This is a genomic window from Reyranella soli (assembly GCF_007992495.1).
Lineage (GTDB): Bacteria > Pseudomonadota > Alphaproteobacteria > Reyranellales > Reyranellaceae > Reyranella > Reyranella soli.
In genome coordinates this window covers 24221-41331 of sequence record NZ_BKAJ01000136.1, presented here as the reverse complement: position 1 = coordinate 41331, position 17111 = coordinate 24221, and the positions used below count along the sequence as shown (strand labels likewise).

The window sequence follows — 17111 nt, the reverse complement described above, 5'->3', positions numbered from 1 at the left end:
GGTCCGGAAGAGCATGAGAAGACGCGCCACTGGAGTGGCGCGCCCCCAGCCTAATTCACGCCCGCCTTGCGCAGGCTTTCTTCGACGCGGCGCTGCAGGGCCGGGTCCTGGAAGCGCGAGCCGAAGCTTGCCAGGTCGAAGTGTGGGTTCTTGAGCCTGGCCTGCTCGACCGCCTGCTGGGCGTCGGTGGTGCGGCCGAGCTCGGCATAGGCCGCGGCCAACGGAAGATCGAGCAGCGGATAGGCGGGATAGCGCGTGCGCTGCGCCTCGAGCAGGCGCACGGCGTCGGTGTAGCGACGGGCCAGCAGATAGGCGAGGCCGAGATTGAGCGTGGCTTCCGGCCCGATGCTGACATTGAGGCGCATGGCGGCCTCGGCGGTGGCGATCGATTCGTCGATGCGGCCCGTCCACAGCAGCACGGCGGCACGCGCCAGCATGACCTCGGCGTCGCTGGGATTGAGCTGCAGCGCGCGCTCCGATTCGGCCAGGCCCAGGTCGTACTTCAGGACCGAGGTATAGGCGCGCGCCAGAACGCTGTGGGCGAGCACGCTGTCCGGATCGATCTCGAGCGCCTTCTGGGAGAGCCGGATGGCGGTCTCGACGTCCTGCTGGGCGAACTCCGACCAGCCGAAGGCCGCACGCTGGAAATAGATGTCGGCCAGCTCGGCATAGGCGTCGGCATAGCCCGGCGCCATCTGGGTCACCCGCTCCAGCATCTCGCGCGCCATGCGATTGGCCGAGCGCGTCGGATCGGCGCCGAGCGCGCGGGCGCGCAGCAGCATGTCGTAGGCGTCGAGATTATCGGTCGGCTTGCGCAGCGCCCGCTGCAGCGCGATCTGCTGCAGGCTCGAGGCCAGCGTGCCGGCGACGCGGTGGGCGATGCGCTCCTGAACGGCGAAGATGTCGCTCAGTTCGTCGTCGTACTGCTCCGACCAGAGCTGCGTGCTGTTCATCGCATCGCTGAGCTGGACCGTGACCCGCACGCGCTGGCCCATGCGGCGCACGCTGCCGCTCACCAGATAGCGCGCGTTAAGCGCCCGGCCGATCTCGGCGAGCGGCAGCTCCTTGTTCCGGAACGGCAGGACGGCGTTGTAGGAGATCACCGTCAGCTCCTTGAAGCGGCCGAGGGCGCGAGTGATGTCCTCGGTGAGGCCGTCGGAGAAATAGTCCTGGGCGGCATCGCCGCTCTGGTTGGTGAACATCAGGACGGCGACGGAGAGCCCCGCCTCGGCCGGCGGCCGCGTGATGGCCACGGCATTGTCCAACAATCCGCGATCGACGACCCAGGCGAGCCCACCGCCGATGGCCAGCGCCAGGGCGACAGCGGCACCGGCGATCGTCAGGCGGCGCACCGGCACCCTTGTCCTCGGCGGCGTGGCGCCATCCCGCGACAGGGCCGCGGCATCCAGGGAATAGACCTGGATCGGCCGGTCGATGTTCTTCAGCGTGCGCGATCCCTGGGCGCGGAACGGCAGGGCGAGCTTGTCGCGCACCTGCTCGTAGACGCTGGCCGACAGCACGATCGAGCCGGGCTCGGCCAGGCCTTCGAGCCGCGACGCCACATTGACCGTGTCGCCGAACACGTCGTCGTCGGAGACGATGATGTCGCCGAGATGCAGTCCCATGCGGAAGGCCTGACGGCGCTCCGGCGGCGTGCCCTGGTTGCGCTCGACCATGCCGCGCTGCAGCTCGACTGCGGAGCGCACGGCCTCGATGGCGCTGCCGAATTCAACCAGCACGCCGTCGCCCACCGTCTTGACGATGCGGCCATGGAAGCGCTCGACGACCGGCGCCACCAGCTCGGCGAGATGCGCGCGCAGGTCGACCAGCGTGCCTTCCTCGTCGGCGCGCATCAGGCGGCTGTAGCCGTCGACGTCGGCGACCAAGATGGTCGCGAGCCGGCGGTTGGTCGTCGAGTCCGGCATCGACGCTGCCGTCAGCCTCCGGCCGCGCGCTGTGCGGCAGGACGGGCGGAGAGACGCGCGACGTAGTCGTCGAACACAGTCTCGCCCTTCAATGCGGGCGCGCCGAACATCATGGCAAAGCGGATTTCCGAGCCGACATAGACGTCAGCGGCGCTGAACTTGTCGCCGAGCAGGTAGGGGCCGTTGGCGAGCGCCGTCTTCAGCGTTGCCATGACTTCCTCATAGCTGCCCCAACCGACCGCGGCCTTCCGCTCCACCGGCGGGCGGTTCATCATCTTGTCGAGCAGCGCGGGCTCCATGCAGCCGGCGCCAAAGAACAGCCAGCGATAGTAGGCGCCGCGCAGCGGATCGCCCGGCGGCGGGGCGAGGCCTGCGGCCGGGAAGGCGTCGGCAATGTAGGCGATGATCGCCGCGGTCTCGGTCACCACCGTGCCGCGATGCACGATGGTCGGCAGCTTGCCCATGGGATTGATCGCCAGGAACGCGGGCGTCCTGTTCTCACCCTTGGCGAAATCGATCAGCACGGTCTTGTAGGGTGCGCCGGCTTCCTCGAGCATCCAGTGGGCCATCTGCGCGCGCGATTGCGGATTGTGATAGAAGACGATCTCTTCCGACATGGCAGCAGGTTCCTTCGGGATTTGGCGCCTCAATACACCCGGAGCCCCGGCCTGTCAGGCCGTCAGCGGCAAAAGGCGGCGGTCACATCGCTGTAGCGCGGCGGCGCCATCAATAAGCCAGAGTTGAGGCCCCGCATTTTGATCATGGGATCTTTTCATCACATGTCCAAGAATCGTGCCCTGACGTTCAAGCAGTTCGGCGGCGTCCTTCTGCTTCTGATCGGTGTTCTCGGCTTGGCACCGGCCCGCGCCCAGGCGCCTGCCGTCCAGCAGGTGCCAGGCACGACGGTGTCGATGACGCCGCCGGCAGGCTTCGCCCTCGCCACCGAATTCGCCGGCTTCAAGGATGGGAACGGTGCGGCGAGCATCCTGGTCGTGGAGTTGCCGGCGGAAGCCTATCCGCAACTTTCGGCGCTGTTCGGCGATCTCGAGATGGCCCGGACGTCGTTCGCAACCAAGGGCATCTCTGTCACGGCGCTGAAGCGCATCGATGCGCCATCGGGCCCTGTCTTGTTTCTGAGCGGAACTCAGACGGTCGGCACGCTGCATCTCAACAAATGGCTCGCCCTGCTCAAGGGCGAGAAGACGGTGATGATCACCTTCCAGGCGACGGAAGCGTCGGCCTTGACGGAGGCCGCCGCACAGAAGGCGGTGGAGAGCGCGACGCTGGGTTCCGCGCCTTCGCTGCCGGAGAAGGTTTCCAAGCTTCCGTTCAAGATCGAGGCAACGCCTCCCTTCCGGATCGTGGACACGATCGGCGGATCGGCGGTCATGCTCATGGCCGGCGACAAGGACGTCGATCCCGAGGGCAAGCAGCCCATGGTGGTCGTTGCGGCCGATCTTTCCGGCAAAGCCATGTCTGCCGACCTTGCCCAGACGGCGCGTGCCCTGGTCGTCCAGACGGAAGGATTGAAGGGCGCCACCATCGAGACCGAGAAGACCGTCCGCTTTGCCGGACACGATGGCGTCGTGCTGTCAGGCAAGACGCAGGACGGCCGGCACTTCAGTCAGTTTGCCGCCGTCGGGCCGCAGCAGCGCTTCATCCGGATGATTGCGTTCGTTCCGGCCGACCGCGTCGATGAAACGCAGGCCGCGATCGAGGCCATCGCACGGTCGATCGCTTTCAAGCCGTAGCGACGGCCACCGAACGAGGCCAGCGCTCTAGAGGTAGACACCCTTCATGCCGCCTTCCGGATAACGCGTGCCGGCAGCGGCTCCCGGCGGCAGCGCCGATGACAGCTTGGCCACCTCGTCGGCCGAAAGTGCCACGCCGAGCGCGGCGACGTTCTCGTCGATCCGCTCAGCCCGCTTGGTGCCCGGGATGGGCACGATGTCGGCGCCCTGCGCCAGCAACCAGGCGAGCGCGACCTGTCCTGGCTTGCAGCCTTTCTCGCGCGCGACGGCCTCGATGGCAGCGGTCTTGGCGAGGTTGCTGCTGAGGTTGTCGGCGGCAAAGCGCGGATGGCGGCCACGGCCATCGCCCTCGGGAATGTCGGAGGCCTGCCGCACCGTGCCGGTCAGCAGGCTGCGGCCGAGCGGCGAGTAGGCAACGTAGGAGATGCCGAGTTCGCGGGTCGTCTTCAGCGTCTCCTCGGCGTGCTCACGATAGAGCAGCGAATATTCGCTCTGCACCGCGGCCAGGGGATGGACCTTGTGCGCCCGCCGGATGGTCTCGGGCTTGGCCTCGCTCAAGCCGAGCGCGCGCACCTTGCCCGCCTTCACCAGCTCGCCCATCGCGCCGACCGTGTCCTCGATCGGCACCGAGGGATCGACGCGGTGCTGGTAGTAGAGGTCGATGACGTCGACGCCGAGCCGCTTGAGGCTGGCGTCGCAGGCGGCCTTCACATAGGCCGGGCTGCCGTCGACGCCGTTGGCGCCGCCCGGCTGCTGCGTCTGGCCGAACTTGGTGGCGAGCACGACCTTGCCGCGCCGGCCGCCGGCCAGCGCCTTGCCGATCAGGGTCTCGTTGTGGCCCCAGCCGTACATGTCGGAGCTGTCGAGGAAATTCACCCCGCGGTCGATGGCGTGGTGGATGACGCGGATCGCCTCATCGTCGTTGCTCTTGCCGTAGGCGCCGGAGAGCGACATGCAGCCCAGCCCGATCGGCAGGACGGACAGGTCGCTGCTACCCAGCGTGCGAGGCTTCGATTGCGTGCTGGTGGTCATGGGCGTTCCCTCGGTTTCCTATTCGGATTGTAATGGGCCATGATCGACTTAAGGGGCAAGAAATCAATCCTGATAACGGAGAGGACGTTGAGGGCGAAGCACTTCTTGGTCCTGGCAGTGAGCTTCGACCTTGCCGCCGCTTCCAGGATCGTTGCCTCTTCGGATAGTGGCCTTCTCTTCATTCTGGACCTGAGCTAGACCCACCTACAAGCACATCTCAAAAGACGAACGCCGCGCATGCTTTTCACCTCCCCCGAGTTCGTCTTTGCATTCCTGCCGCTGACCTTCCTTGGCTTCTGGCTGCTGTCGGCAATCAACCAGACCGCCGCGATCGTGTGGGTTACCGCGGCATCGCTCTACTTCTATGCGTTCTGGGAAGTCTCCTATCTCTGGCTTCTGGTGCCGTCGATCGGCCTCAACTACCTGGCCGGCGTTGCGATCGGTCGGCTCGGCGGTCGCCGCCGCTGGCTGATGGCGGCCGCGGCCATCGTCGGCAACCTGGGTGTCCTGGCCTATTTCAAGTACACCGCCTTCCTGATGGTCAATGCTTCCTGGGCACTTGGACTCGAACTCGACGTGCCCAGCATCGCTCTTCCGCTCGGCGTCTCCTTCATCACCTTTCAGAAGATCGCCTACATTGTCGACGTCTATCAAGGCAAGGTGAGGTACCAGGAACCGCTCCGCTTCGCGCTGTTCGTCAGCTTCTTCCCCCAACTCATCGCCGGTCCCATCGCGCATCATGGCGAGATCCTGCCGCAGTTGCGCGAGCGGCTTGGAGTGCAGGCCTCGAACGTGGCCGCGGGCATGTCGCTGTTCGCCGTTGGCCTCTTCAAAAAAGTGATCGTCGCGGACGGAGTAGCGGGTATCGCCAACGCCGGCTTTCGAGCGACCGCTGCCGGCGGCCATCTCACTTTCGAAGCCGGCTGGGCCAGTGCGCTGGCATATACGTGCCAGATCTACTTCGATTTCTCCGGTTACTCGGACATGGCATGCGGCCTCGGCCTGATGTTTGGGATCCGCCTCCCGGTCAACTTCATGTCGCCGTACAAAGCCGCCAGCATCATCGACTTCTGGCGGCGCTGGCACATCACGCTGTCGCGCTTTCTACGCGACTATCTGTACATCCCGCTCGGCGGCAATCGAAAAGGGGCCGGCCGCCGCTGGCTGAACCTTTGGATCACGATGACACTTGGTGGCTTGTGGCACGGTGCAGGTTGGACCTTCGTCATATGGGGTGCCTATCACGGCACCTTGTTGATGCTGAATCACGCCTTTCGGTCGATCGTGCCCGCGCCGACGAGACCATCGCCCGTTCGCTCCGCGGCATCAGTCCTGGTAACCTTCGTCGCTGTCGTCTTTGGTTGGGTGATGTTCAGGGCGGAATCGGTGTCGTCGGCACTGCTCATGATGAAGTCGATGCTCGCCATTGGATCGACCACTGCGCCCGCTACGGTCATGCTCGGATGGACCGAATGGGTGCAAATCAGTGTTGCTGTCGCGGCCGTATGGCTACTTCCGAACAGCATGCAGATTTTCCGGTCGGTGACACCCGCGCTCGGCGACATTCCACCGCTGCGGCCGGCATGGGCAGGCTGGCGACCGTCCGCCGCGTGGGCCGTCGCGATGGCATGCGCGGTGGCGATGACGATGCTGCCGAATCGTGCGCCGCTGGCGTTTCTGTATTTCCAGTTCTGATCGGCCGATGAAGACGCATTCCCATCAGCGGTATCTCGCGGTTCTCTTCATCGCATTCGCGGCGGCTTGGCCTTCATTTGCCATGGTGCAGGCGATCCACAATGTCTCGTTCTGCAGTCTCAACGGCTACGACGCCCGGACCAACTATGTCGCCTTCTGCGGCGATCTCCACTACGGCGACTTTGAGCATCAGGTCTTCTACGATGGATCGTTCGATACGAGTCAGAGGCTGCGCGAGTCCGACGTGCTGTTCATCGGCAACTCCCAGATCCAGGCGGCATTCTCTCGATCGAATGTCGCGCCCTTCTTCGAACAGCGGAGCGCGCGCTTCTTTATGGCGGGGTTCGGATACGTCGAAGGCTGGCGATTTCCGGCTGCGGTGATGAGGCGTCATCGTGCCGGGCCCAAGATACTCGTGCTCAACGTCAGCTACTGGATTGACTGGACCAGTGAGCCTGCGCGATACACAGTCGATCACCCGATCAGCGGCCCAATCGGTGCGTTCTTCAAGGGGTTGGCACCATCGGTCTACGCCTGGCTGTGCGCAACATGCGGCGGCTCGCCATCGTTGCTGCGGTCAAAGGGCACCGGCCAATGGGACTGGCGGAACTTCGATCCGGTCAAACTCGATGGCGACCCAGTCGAGGCGACGCGGCTTGCCTCGGATGAGGAGATCCAGGCTTGGGCCGATCACGTTCTGCCCTGGGCCAAGGAGCTGATTGCCAGCACCTCGGCACGATGCGTGATCCTCACGCAGGTTCCTTCGCCGGGGCCGCAGGAGGTCTATGCGCAAAAGCTCGCACAGTATGTCGACGCGCACGTCATCCTGCCGAAGGTAGAGGGCCTGCGGACCTGGGACGGCAGTCACCTGACGGCCGCCAGCTCGGTTGCCTGGTCGGGTGCCTTCCTGAGGGAACTCGATGCGCTCGGTCCGCGCTGCGGCGCTTGGTGAGAACTCCACTCTCCTTTTGACGGCGCGGCGAAATCCGACCAAGTGCACCGTCACACTTCCGACATCGTGTGGCAGCGGCGAAGCCGGGAATTCGCACCGATTTTGGATCCACGGATTGTTTGTTCGGGAATACGAGCAGTCCGGAGGTGCGGAAAGCCACAGAGTTTCTTGTCAACAGCAAGTAGCCTCGAGTGGGCGCTCGACGACTTCATCAGCTGTGCACAGACCCAGGCGCAACACAGACGACACAACTCTCACGGTCTGCGATACGGCGGAGATACGACCAGGCGCTAACGTTCTCGCGGTTGCTGACGTAGCGACCAGCTGCCGCCGTCGGTAGTTCATTCTCAAGTTGCGGAGGGTCCGGTGGCCAACACGAAGCCAGTGGTCAATGCCAACGATCACAGCCTACATCTCGATGAATGGTCGCAGGTGGCGGGCTGGTTCTCCTATTCGGATGCGGACGGCAATCCCGCTACCCAGTATCAGCTCTGGGACAGCGGCACCGGCGCGACCAGCGCCTACTACTGGACGCCAGGCGGCGGCGCTGAAAGTGCGAATACGCTCATCACCGTCTCTGCCGCCGATCTCGCCAACACATGGGTGCGCGGCGGCCATACGGCCGGTGCGGAGACCCTCTGGGTGCGCGCCTTCGACGGCACCGATTGGAGCAACTGGGATACGTTCACCCTCACGACGCTTGCGAACACCAAGCCCGTCGCCACCATCAACGACCACAACCTGCACGCCAACGAATGGTCACATGTGTCGAGTTGGATCTCCTACTCGGACGCAGACGCCAATCCCGCGACCCAGTATCAGTTCTGGGACAGCGGCACCGGCGCGACCAGCGGCTATTTCTATACGTCGAGCAACAGCCACTGGGATGCGAACACGGTCATCACCGTCGACGCTGCCGATCTCGCCAATACGTGGGTGCGCGGCGGCTCGGCGACCGGCGCGGAGACCATGTGGGTGCGTGCCTTCGATGGCTACGACTGGGGCAACTGGGATACGTTCACCCTCAACACGATTCCCAACACTCCACCGGTAGCCACCATCAACGACCACAACCTGCACGCCAACGAATGGTCACAGGTGTCGAGCTGGATCTCCTACTCGGACGCGGACGGTAATCCCGCGACCCAGTATCAGTTCTTTGATGGCGGTACCGGCGCGACCAGCGGCTACTACTGGACGCAGGCCCATGGCCAAGAAAATGCCAACACGGTCATCACCGTCGACGCTGCCGATCTCGCCAATACGTGGGTGCGCGGCGGCGCGGCGACCGGTTCGGAGACCCTCTGGGTGCGTGCCTTCGACGGCAGCGACTGGGGCAACTGGGATACGTTCACCCTCACCACGATTCCCAACACTGCACCGGTAGCCACCATCAACGATCACAGCCTGCACATCAACGAATGGTCACAGGTGTCGAGCTGGATCTCCTACTCGGACGCAGACGCCAATCCCGCGACCCAGTACCAGTTCTTTGACAGCGGCACCGGCGCGACCAGCGGCTATTTCTGGACGCCGGACAACAGCCACTGGGATGCGAACACGGTCGTCACCGTCAACGCTGCCGATCTCAACAACACATATGTGCGCGGCGGCCAGGCGGCCGGCTCGGAGACCATGTGGGTGCGCGCCTTCGACGGCAGCGATTGGAGCAGCTGGGATTCGTTCTCCTTCACGACGCTTCCCAACAATGCGCCGATGGCCACCATCAACGATCACATCCTGCACACCAACGAATGGGCGCAGGCATCGAGCTGGATCTCCTATTCAGACGCAGATGCCAATCCCGCGACCCAGTATCAGTTCTGGGACGGCGGCGGCAACGCGAACAGCGGCTATTTCTGGACGGCCGCCCATGGCCAGGAAGCTGCAGGCGGGGCCATCACCGTCAACCCTGCCGACCTCGGCAACGTGTGGGTGCGCGGCGGCGCGGCGGCCGGCGCCGAGACCATGTACGTGCGCGCCTTCGACGGCATCGACTGGAGCAGCTGGGATTCATTCACCCTCACCACGATATTGTGACGAGGGACCAGCTTCGACGCGACACAGTCCGGTTCTCACGGGGGGGCCACTTGGTTCAGCAAGAGGCCTCTCCTTGTCGTTGCTCTTGCCGTAGGCGTCGGAGAGCGAAATGCCGCGAGCCCGATCGGCAAGACGGAAGGGTCGCTGCTGCCCCGTGTACGAACCTTCGATTGCGTGCTGGCGGTCGTAGGCGCTCCCTCAGTTTCCCATCCCGATCGGAATGGACCATGATCGGCCGAAGAAGCAAAAAAACAATTCCTGGGATGGACGAGGCCCGTCCCAGGCGGCGTTGGGGGAGATCAGGGTGGCTGCGTTACGTTCAACGGTCGTGGTTGTCGTCCTGGTACTGGGGCTGATCGGCGGTGCTTTTGCGCAAACGCCACCGACGCGCCCGCAACCTCTGCCTCAGGAGCAGTTCGACGCCCTGGTCGACGCCGTCAAGAAGGCCGTGGCCGACGAACTCAGGGCGCAGGGCGCGACAGCAACTGCCAAGCCCGAGGCCGCAAGTCCTGCCGATCCGAAGGACGCGCATCGCCCAAGCGTGCTCAACACCTTCCGCGACCGGCTGAGGCAGGTCGTCGCCGCCATACCGCAGGCAAGGGGGGCCGCAAGGGACCTGTCGCAGGCGCTGGATGAGAGTTCGACGGGCGGGCGAGGCACCTGGGGCTTCCTCATGGTTCTGGTGGCGGCGATGATCGCCGTCGTAGCGGTCGAAATGGCGCTGCGTGCGGCCATTGCTCCCCTGAAAATTCGCCTCGCGCCGAAAGCTACGCCAGAGAAAGGCATGCGCTCGCTGGCCTATCTCGGCTTGCTCGCGCTGTTGGACGGGCTTCCCGTCATCGGTCTCTGGCTCGCGAGCGAGTTCGCGTTGGGTGCGCTGTTCCCGGGAACCGGGCTACAGCTGCCATTTGCCCATGCGGCAATGACGATGCTGCTGATATGGCGCGTCAATTCCTTCGTCCTGCGACTGGTCTTTCGCCCCGACGTCGGCGCCGCCCGGCTTTGCGAACTGGACGATCACGCTGCGCGTCATCTCCACCGATACCTCGTCGGCATGATGCTCTTCTTCATCTTCCTGCGCTTTCTGTCCGGCCAGGTCGCGGCGTTCGCCCCGTCAGCCGACGCCATCGCCGCGGCACGGCTGATCACCAGCCCGATTGTCCTGTTGTTGCCCATCTGGCTGATGGTCATGGTGAAGCCGGACGTTCAACAATGGCTGGGCGGTCTGGGGCGCACCGCGCGTTACGCCGGATTCATCGGCCGTCACTGGCTGGGTATTGCCATACCCCTGCTGATCGCTCTCGTCGCGACCCAGCTCTATGGTGTCATCACCGACCACCTCAACGTGCCGACCGCGCTGTTGCTCACGCTCAATCTGCTTGTCGGCGTGCTGTTGTTCGAAACCCTCCTGCAGGCCTTGGTCCGACGGCTGGATTCGCAGTTGCCCGGCTTCACGCCGGCCCGCACCGCGCCGACGCTGGCCGATGTCGTCGCGCGGTGCATCCGTGTCGCCGTGCTGATCGGCGTGATCGTCCTGATCGGCGAAAGCTGGGTGGTGAACGTTCTCGGTCTGGTCGACAGCGACGCCTGGGACAGGGTGACCGGCGAGTCGCGCACCGCCGGCATCACGCTGTTCACCGCCTATGTGCTGTGGGAGGTCTTCAAGTATTTTACCGAGTCGCACCTGCTGCGGCATACGGCGGGTGACCGCGCTTCCAATGCTACCCGCCTGCATACGCTGATTCCCTTGTTGCGGGTCACGGTCGCGATCGTGCTGACGGTGGTGGCTGTGCTGATCGCACTTGAGAACATCGGCGTGAACGTCACGCCGTTGTTGGCCGGCGCCTCGGTGCTGGGGCTGGCTCTGTCGTTCGGCAGCCAGACCCTGGTGCGCGACATCGTCTCAGGCGTCTTCTATTTGACCGACGATGCCTTCCGCGTCGGCGAGAACATCGATTGCGAAAAGGCCAAAGGTAAGGTCGAAGGCTTCACCCTGCGTTCGGTCCGCTTGCGCAGCCAGAACGGCCAGCTCCACACCGTCCCCTTCGGAGATCTCGGCCGCGTCACCAACCTCAGCCGCGACTGGGCCGCCGCCGACTTTACCCTGCGCTTCGCCCGCGACACCGACCTCGACAGGCTGCGCGAGGCGACCACGAAGGTCAGCGACGACATCATGGCGGTCCCGGAGCTCAATCAGGCGCTTCTCGAACCGCTCAAGATAGACGGCATCGCCGACGTCAGCGACAATGCCCTGGCGATCCGCTTCAAGTTCGTGACGCATCCAGGCCATTCCGCGACGGTGCAGAACGAGGCGGTGAGCCGCATGCTGCGGATGTTCCCGGAGCTCGGGATCTCATTCGCAGCTGCGGCGTAACCTGCCCATCCCGGGAGGGGCGATCGATGCTGACCCGACGAGCGGCTTTCGCGGCGATGCTGGCAACGGTGGGAACCGGCGCGCACGCCCAGACCGAAGGGCCGTATCCCAATCGGCCGGTGCGGTTCATCGTTCCGGCAGCGCCGGGCGGGCCGACCGACGTGATGGCGCGCATGATCTCGACAGGGCTCGCCGTGAAGTTCGGCCAGCCCGCGGTGATCGTCAATCGCGCGGGTGCGGGCGGCAATATCGGCGTGGTGCAGGTCGCGAAGTCGCCGGCCGACGGCTACACGCTGCTGATCGCCTCGACCGGCTTCGTCGTCAATCCGAGCCTGTTCCGCGACCCCGGCTACGATCCGTTCAAGGACTTCCTGCCGATCACCGAGCTCGGCTCATCACCCAACGTCATCCTGGTCCATCCCTCCTCGCCCATCACCTCGATCAGGCAACTGGTCGACAAGGCCAAGGCGGACAAAGAGAAGCTCGACGTCATCAATCCGGGCCAGGGCTCGACGCCGCACCTGACGGCGGAGCTGCTGCAGCTCAAGGGCGGCATCCCGGTCGAGAACATCCCCTACAACGGCGCGGGACCGGCCATCCAGGCGCTGCTCGCCAAGACCACGACGATCGGCATCACCGCCCTGCCGCCGGCGCATGCGCACATCAAGTCCGGCGCCCTGCGCGCGCTCGCCATCACCGCCGACAAGCGCTGGTTCGACCTGCCCGACGTGCCGACGATGGAGGAGCAGGGCTATCCCGGCTTCATCTCGGAGACCTTCCAGGGCATGTACGCGCCGGTGGGCACGCCCGACGCGATCGTGCAGCGCGTGGCGCGCGACACGCTGAATGTGCTGGCGGATGCGTCCACCCTCGAGAAGCTACGCGGCGTCGGCTTCGACGTGCGGGCGCGTGGGCCGCAGGGCCTCGCCGAGCGGGTCGCGCGCGAGGTGCCGATGTGGCGCGACATCATCGTGCAGTCGCGCATCGAGCTGCAGTGAAAGGACCGCGATGTCGATGCGCCGATACCTGCTTGCCGGACTGATCGTGGGCGCGGCGTTGTCAGGCCAGGCGACGGCCAACGATTCGGCCTCGGAGCTGGCCGCGGGCGGCATCGTGCTGGTGAAGAACGACAACATCGCCATGCAGCGCGAGGATCTCACCCTGTCGCCGGCCGAAGTCAGGGTCCGCTACGAGATGCGCAACGACAGCGGCAAGCCCGTCACCTTGCGCGTTGCCTTTCCGATGCCGGAGATCCCGGCCTGGACCCCCGACGGCTTCCACACGGCAACCAACCCTCGCCCCATCATGCTCCCCGACCGCGAGGTGCGATCGCCCAACTTCATCGGCTTCCACGTCTGGGCGGATGGGCGCGAACTCACGCCCGAGGTCGAGATCCGTGCGATCTTGCCGGATGGCCGCGACATCGCTGCTGGCTTACAGGAGATCGGCGGCCTGGCGCTGGTCCTGCGGTCGGGTCTCTACGCGTTGCCCGACGATCCTCAGCTCGATGCCGAGACGCGGCGGCGGCTCCGCGCGCTCGGCGCCATCGAGGAGCTTCCTGATCGCGCCTATCGGCTGCCGTGGACGACCCGGATCACCTTCCACTGGATGCAGACCTTCGCGCCGGGCGTGACGATCGTCGAGCACAGCTACCGGCCCATCCTGGGATTCGGATATGTGGGATTCAGCCAGCGGGATGGTTCCCTATTCGCGGGTCCGGACGAAAATGCGGCGAGTGTCTTCTGCATCGATGCCGCTGGCCGGCAAACGTTGCGCAGCCTTGGCGAACGAGCGCGCGCGCAGAGGCTCGCGAAGGGCGAACCCGAGTTTTCCGACCTGCTCGGTTACACGCTCTATGTGCTGCAGACAGCCAGGAACTGGCGCGGCCCGATCGGCACGTTCCATCTCACGGTGAAGGGCGATCCCATTCCCGCCAGCCACTGGACCAGCGGCGGGCCGACCGTCGCCATGTACTTCTGTTCGCCAGCGCCTCTCACGCAGACGGCGCCGCTACTCACGGAAGGCGAGGTCCGGAATTTCGTGCCGACCTCGGACCTGCGGATCCTGCTCGTTCGAGAGTGATTCCGACGGCGGTCGACACGCCCTCACGGGGTCGCGCCGGCCGCTATCGGAGCCGACGCTACTGCGAACGCCCAGCCGGATTTTCCTCGGTCGTGCCGGCGACGCAAGGAAGGCTGACATAGGTCTGCGTGGCCTGGTCGTAGGTCACGGGGCCGCACTTCTGGGTGGTCGCCGTGCCCGACGACGCCGTCTTGCCGGCCGGCGCTTCCGGCGTGGCGGCGCTGTTGCAGGGGATGCCGACATAGGTCTGCGAGGCTTGGTCGTAGGCAACCGGCCCACACTTGGCAGCGGGTGGGCTTTGAGCGTTGCTCACGCCGAGGCTGATGGCCGAGGCAACGAGAAACGCAGAAACGAAAAACATACGCGTCATGGAAGTCCCCCTACTAGTTACTAGGAATGCCATGAAGCGCGCCGATACTGACTCGTGCCTTACGCTGCATTGTGCGCCGCTTACAGCTGCTATTGCAGAAACGGATGACTCGCGAGAACGCGACGATGCATCAGCGGAAATGCAACTCCGCACACTCTATGAATGCTGCGCACTCGATGAAGAGCAGTGGTGACGAAGATGTTTCGACGAGCACGATGCGCGACGCGCAGATGAGCAAATAGAATCAGGACAATGTGGATGCGTTCGTGTTCGCCATCACGAACTTCTGTTCATCTGCATCAGCGCGAGTGATTCCAAAGGGCGAACATGTTTCATCCCAACGCTTCGATTCTGATCTGATGCAGCGCTGATTGTTCATGACGAGTGATGGGCGCATGCATATCAGTCATGACGGTGTTCGCTGGAGCCGTTGAGGTCGTTCGGGAAACAGGCGGCTTCAGTTCCAGCGCAGCAGGCGCCGTTCCAGCCGGCCGGCGATGGCGAAGATCAGCATCACCACCACGAGGATCAGCAGGATCAGGGCGAACATCAGCGCCGCGTTGTAGGTGCTCTGGGCGAACGACAGCAGGTATCCCAGCCCGTGCGTGGCCGCCACGAATTCGCCGACGCAGGCGCCGGTGAAGGCAAAGCCGACGGCGACCTTCAGGTTGCCCAGCACCCAGGCCGCGACCGACGGCAGGTAGACATGGCGCACCAGCGCGAGGCGCCCGCCGCCCAGCGTGACGACGCGCTCGACCAGCTTGCGGTCGACCTGGCGAATGCCGGCGAACACGGTGAAGAAGATCAGCACCGCCACCAGGATGAAGCTGAGCGCGATCTTGGAGGCGATGCCGATGCCCAGCCAGATCACGAACAGCGGCGCCAGGATCACGCGCGGGATGGCGTTGAGCACGCTCATCACCGGCTCCAGCAGCTCGGCAACGAGGGGGATCAGGGCGGCGGCAACGCCCAGCAGGACGCCGACCACGATGCCGAGCGCCAGGCCACCCAGCGCCGCCGAGAAGGTCGCCTCGAGGTGCGGCCAGATGCGCCCATCGGCGAACAGGTCGACGAGCGCGACCCAGACCTTGCTTGGACTCGGCGCGAACAGCGGATTGAGCCAGCCGGCGCGGCCCGCCCCCTCCCACAGCGCGAGCACCAGTCCCAGCGCGATCAGCCGGCGCAGCCAGGCATAGCGCGGATCCAGCATCTTCACGCCGCCTCCGCGCGATGATCGACCGCGCGCGACAGGTCCGCCCACAGCTGTTCGTGGAGTGGCGCAAAAGCCGGATGGGTGCGCGAATGCACGGGATCGCGCGGCCGGGGGATCGGCACGTGGTAGTGCTGGGTGATGCGCGCGCGCGGTCCCTGCGACAGCAGATAGACGTCGTCGGAGAGGGTGAGCGCCTCTTCCAGGTCATGGGTGACGAGCAGCACGCTGATGCCGCCCTGCTCGACTAGCGCCACGACGTCCCTGATCACGCGGGAGCGCACGATCGCGTCGAGGGAAGCGAACGGCTCGTCCATCAGGATCAGCTTCGGCCGGCGCGCCAGCACCTGGGCCAGGGCAACACGCTTGCGCTGGCCGCCGCTCAGATGGCGCGGGAAGCGATCCCCGAAGCCGGCGAGGCCAAGCCGGTCGAGCCAGGTATCGGCCTCGACCAGCGCCTTGCCGCGCTCCATGCCGTTCAGGGTCAAGCCGAGCACCACGTTGTCGCGCGCCGTCTTCCACGGCAGCAGCGCATCGTCCTGGAATAAGAGGCCGATCTCGGCCTGGCCGAGCGTCGTCTCGACCGTGCCCGACAATGGCTGCTGCAGGCCGATCACGGCGCGCAGCAGGCTCGACTTGCCCGAGCCCGACGGGCCGACCAGGCTGACGAAGCTGCCCTCGCCGACGGAAAGGCTCGCCCCTTCGAGGACCGGTTCGTCGCCGTAGGAGATTGTCAGATCACGGACGTGCAGCAGCGCTCAACCCCCGGCGATCGAGGTGTCGTGCAGCCCCGAGATATTGGCGTCGGGCTTGATCAGGCCGCCGACAATGAGGCTCTGCTGGACGCGCTTGGCGGAGTCGAGATCGATGGTCACCGATTGAGGATAGAGCGATTCGCGGTGCGCCAGGATGATCTCGCCGAATTCCTTGAGGTCGAGCCCGGTCGTCATCTCCTTGGGGAAGGCCGCACTCAGCTGGTCGCCGCTCATCTCGCGCAGCGCCTTCAGCGCATCGGCCAGCGCCTTGGTCAAGGCGACCATCTCCGGCTTGCGCTGCTCGATCTCCTTGGCCCGCACCGCGACGCCCATGAACTCGAACGACCCGCCGAGATGGCTTTTGGCCTCCTCGAGATCCATCGCGTTCATCAGCACGCGCCCGCCGGCGCGCTTCACCAGAGTGAGCGCCGGCTCCTGCACCAGGCCGACATCGACCTGACCACGGATCGCCATGGATGTCGAAGACGAGATACGGGCTGCGCTAATTGCCGGTAGAAAAGGGATCAAAAAGATCGCCAAGACCATCGGTGTCGGCGTGGGCACAGTTCAACGAGTGAAAGCCGCGATGGCGACTGCGAATCCTACATGACGGGAAGTAGGACCGGATTGGCAATCGCGCCTCGGTTCTTGAATGCAGTGGGGAAGGAGACCTCGACCCCTCCTCCCGACTGACCATACAACGGCACGGACGCTCCACATCGAAGCAGTGTTCCACTCGGAGGCTGCAATTCGTACCGCCAACAGGCCAGTGCCAAGTTTGGCAGAGCGTACCTGCCCACGGCCGCAAAGCCAGTGGGCACGAACGGCAATTCGGACGCGGGAAACGCAAACGTTCCCGCCGCGACAGTCGCTGTGCTGAGGTCGATGCGCCGGCTCGTGGGCCATGTCTCACAGCGATAGAACA

15 protein-coding genes are annotated in these 17111 nt (G+C 65.0%); 8 read left to right on the top strand and 7 right to left on the bottom strand.

What is annotated here, in order from left to right; genetic code table 11:
- Nucleotides 1-50: 50 nt before the first annotated feature.
- Nucleotides 51-1925, bottom strand: coding sequence for an adenylate/guanylate cyclase domain-containing protein (locus RSO01_RS34055; RefSeq protein ID WP_147155047.1), 1875 nt, complete (start codon nucleotides 1923-1925; stop codon nucleotides 51-53).
- Between the two features lie 11 nt (nucleotides 1926-1936).
- Nucleotides 1937-2542 carry a glutathione S-transferase family protein gene (locus RSO01_RS34050; protein WP_147155046.1) on the bottom strand — a complete coding sequence of 202 codons (606 nt, stop codon included), beginning with the start codon at nucleotides 2540-2542 and terminating at the stop codon, nucleotides 1937-1939.
- Nucleotides 2543-2704: 162 nt separating this feature from the next.
- On the opposite strand from RSO01_RS34050, the gene RSO01_RS34045 reads away from it, so the two are divergent.
- Complete coding sequence (locus RSO01_RS34045; RefSeq protein WP_147155045.1) at nucleotides 2705-3676, top strand: hypothetical protein; 972 nt, start codon at nucleotides 2705-2707, stop codon at nucleotides 3674-3676.
- Between the two features lie 27 nt (nucleotides 3677-3703).
- On the opposite strand, the gene RSO01_RS34040 is transcribed toward RSO01_RS34045, so the two are convergent.
- The gene (locus tag RSO01_RS34040) at nucleotides 3704-4708 is read right to left on the bottom strand and encodes an aldo/keto reductase (protein WP_147155044.1); all 1005 of its coding nucleotides are present in this window, start codon (nucleotides 4706-4708) and stop codon (nucleotides 3704-3706) included.
- Between the two features lie 237 nt (nucleotides 4709-4945).
- Here RSO01_RS34040 and RSO01_RS34035 point away from each other — a divergent pair, with 237 nt between their 5' ends.
- The 6 genes from RSO01_RS34035 to RSO01_RS34010 all read left to right on the top strand — a co-directional run bounded on the left by RSO01_RS34035 (nucleotide 4946) and on the right by RSO01_RS34010 (nucleotide 13851).
- Nucleotides 4946-6403: an MBOAT family O-acyltransferase gene (locus tag RSO01_RS34035; protein ID WP_147155043.1), complete on the top strand. Its 1458-nt coding sequence runs from the start codon at nucleotides 4946-4948 to the stop codon at nucleotides 6401-6403.
- Between the two features lie 7 nt (nucleotides 6404-6410).
- Complete coding sequence (locus RSO01_RS34030; protein ID WP_147155042.1) at nucleotides 6411-7355, top strand: hypothetical protein; 945 nt, start codon at nucleotides 6411-6413, stop codon at nucleotides 7353-7355.
- A 366-nt stretch (nucleotides 7356-7721) separates the two neighbouring features.
- Complete coding sequence (locus tag RSO01_RS34025) at nucleotides 7722-9395, top strand: hypothetical protein (protein ID WP_147155041.1); 1674 nt, start codon at nucleotides 7722-7724, stop codon at nucleotides 9393-9395.
- 304 nt (nucleotides 9396-9699) lie between these two features.
- Nucleotides 9700-11769, top strand: coding sequence for a mechanosensitive ion channel family protein (locus RSO01_RS34020; RefSeq protein WP_170303562.1), 2070 nt, complete (start codon nucleotides 9700-9702; stop codon nucleotides 11767-11769).
- Nucleotides 11770-11795: 26 nt separating this feature from the next.
- Nucleotides 11796-12767: a Bug family tripartite tricarboxylate transporter substrate binding protein gene (locus RSO01_RS34015; RefSeq protein ID WP_147155039.1), complete on the top strand. Its 972-nt coding sequence runs from the start codon at nucleotides 11796-11798 to the stop codon at nucleotides 12765-12767.
- Between the two features lie 16 nt (nucleotides 12768-12783).
- Nucleotides 12784-13851, top strand: a complete 1068-nt coding sequence (locus tag RSO01_RS34010; protein ID WP_170303561.1) for a DUF4424 family protein — start codon at nucleotides 12784-12786, stop codon at nucleotides 13849-13851.
- A 58-nt stretch (nucleotides 13852-13909) separates the two neighbouring features.
- On the opposite strand, the gene RSO01_RS34005 is transcribed toward RSO01_RS34010, so the two are convergent.
- The 4 genes from RSO01_RS34005 to RSO01_RS33990 form a co-directional block, all read right to left on the bottom strand.
- The gene (locus RSO01_RS34005) at nucleotides 13910-14221 is read right to left on the bottom strand and encodes a hypothetical protein (protein ID WP_147155037.1); all 312 of its coding nucleotides are present in this window, start codon (nucleotides 14219-14221) and stop codon (nucleotides 13910-13912) included.
- 457 nt (nucleotides 14222-14678) lie between these two features.
- Nucleotides 14679-15431 (bottom strand): ABC transporter permease, encoded by a 753-nt coding sequence (locus RSO01_RS34000; protein ID WP_246159005.1) that lies wholly within the window; start codon nucleotides 15429-15431, stop codon nucleotides 14679-14681.
- Between the two features lie 2 nt (nucleotides 15432-15433).
- The gene (locus tag RSO01_RS33995; RefSeq protein ID WP_281291566.1) at nucleotides 15434-16162 is read right to left on the bottom strand and encodes an ABC transporter ATP-binding protein; all 729 of its coding nucleotides are present in this window, start codon (nucleotides 16160-16162) and stop codon (nucleotides 15434-15436) included.
- Nucleotides 16163-16189: 27 nt separating this feature from the next.
- Entirely contained in the window at nucleotides 16190-16660 is a 471-nt protein-coding gene (locus RSO01_RS33990) for a substrate-binding domain-containing protein (RefSeq protein WP_147155035.1), read from the bottom strand.
- Here RSO01_RS33990 and RSO01_RS47755 point away from each other — a divergent pair.
- Nucleotides 16659-16796 carry a hypothetical protein gene (locus RSO01_RS47755; RefSeq protein ID WP_170303560.1) on the top strand — a complete coding sequence of 46 codons (138 nt, stop codon included), beginning with the start codon at nucleotides 16659-16661 and terminating at the stop codon, nucleotides 16794-16796. The two genes, RSO01_RS33990 and RSO01_RS47755, sit on opposite strands and share 2 nt — an antisense overlap.
- The last annotated feature ends 315 nt before the right edge of the window (nucleotides 16797-17111 follow it).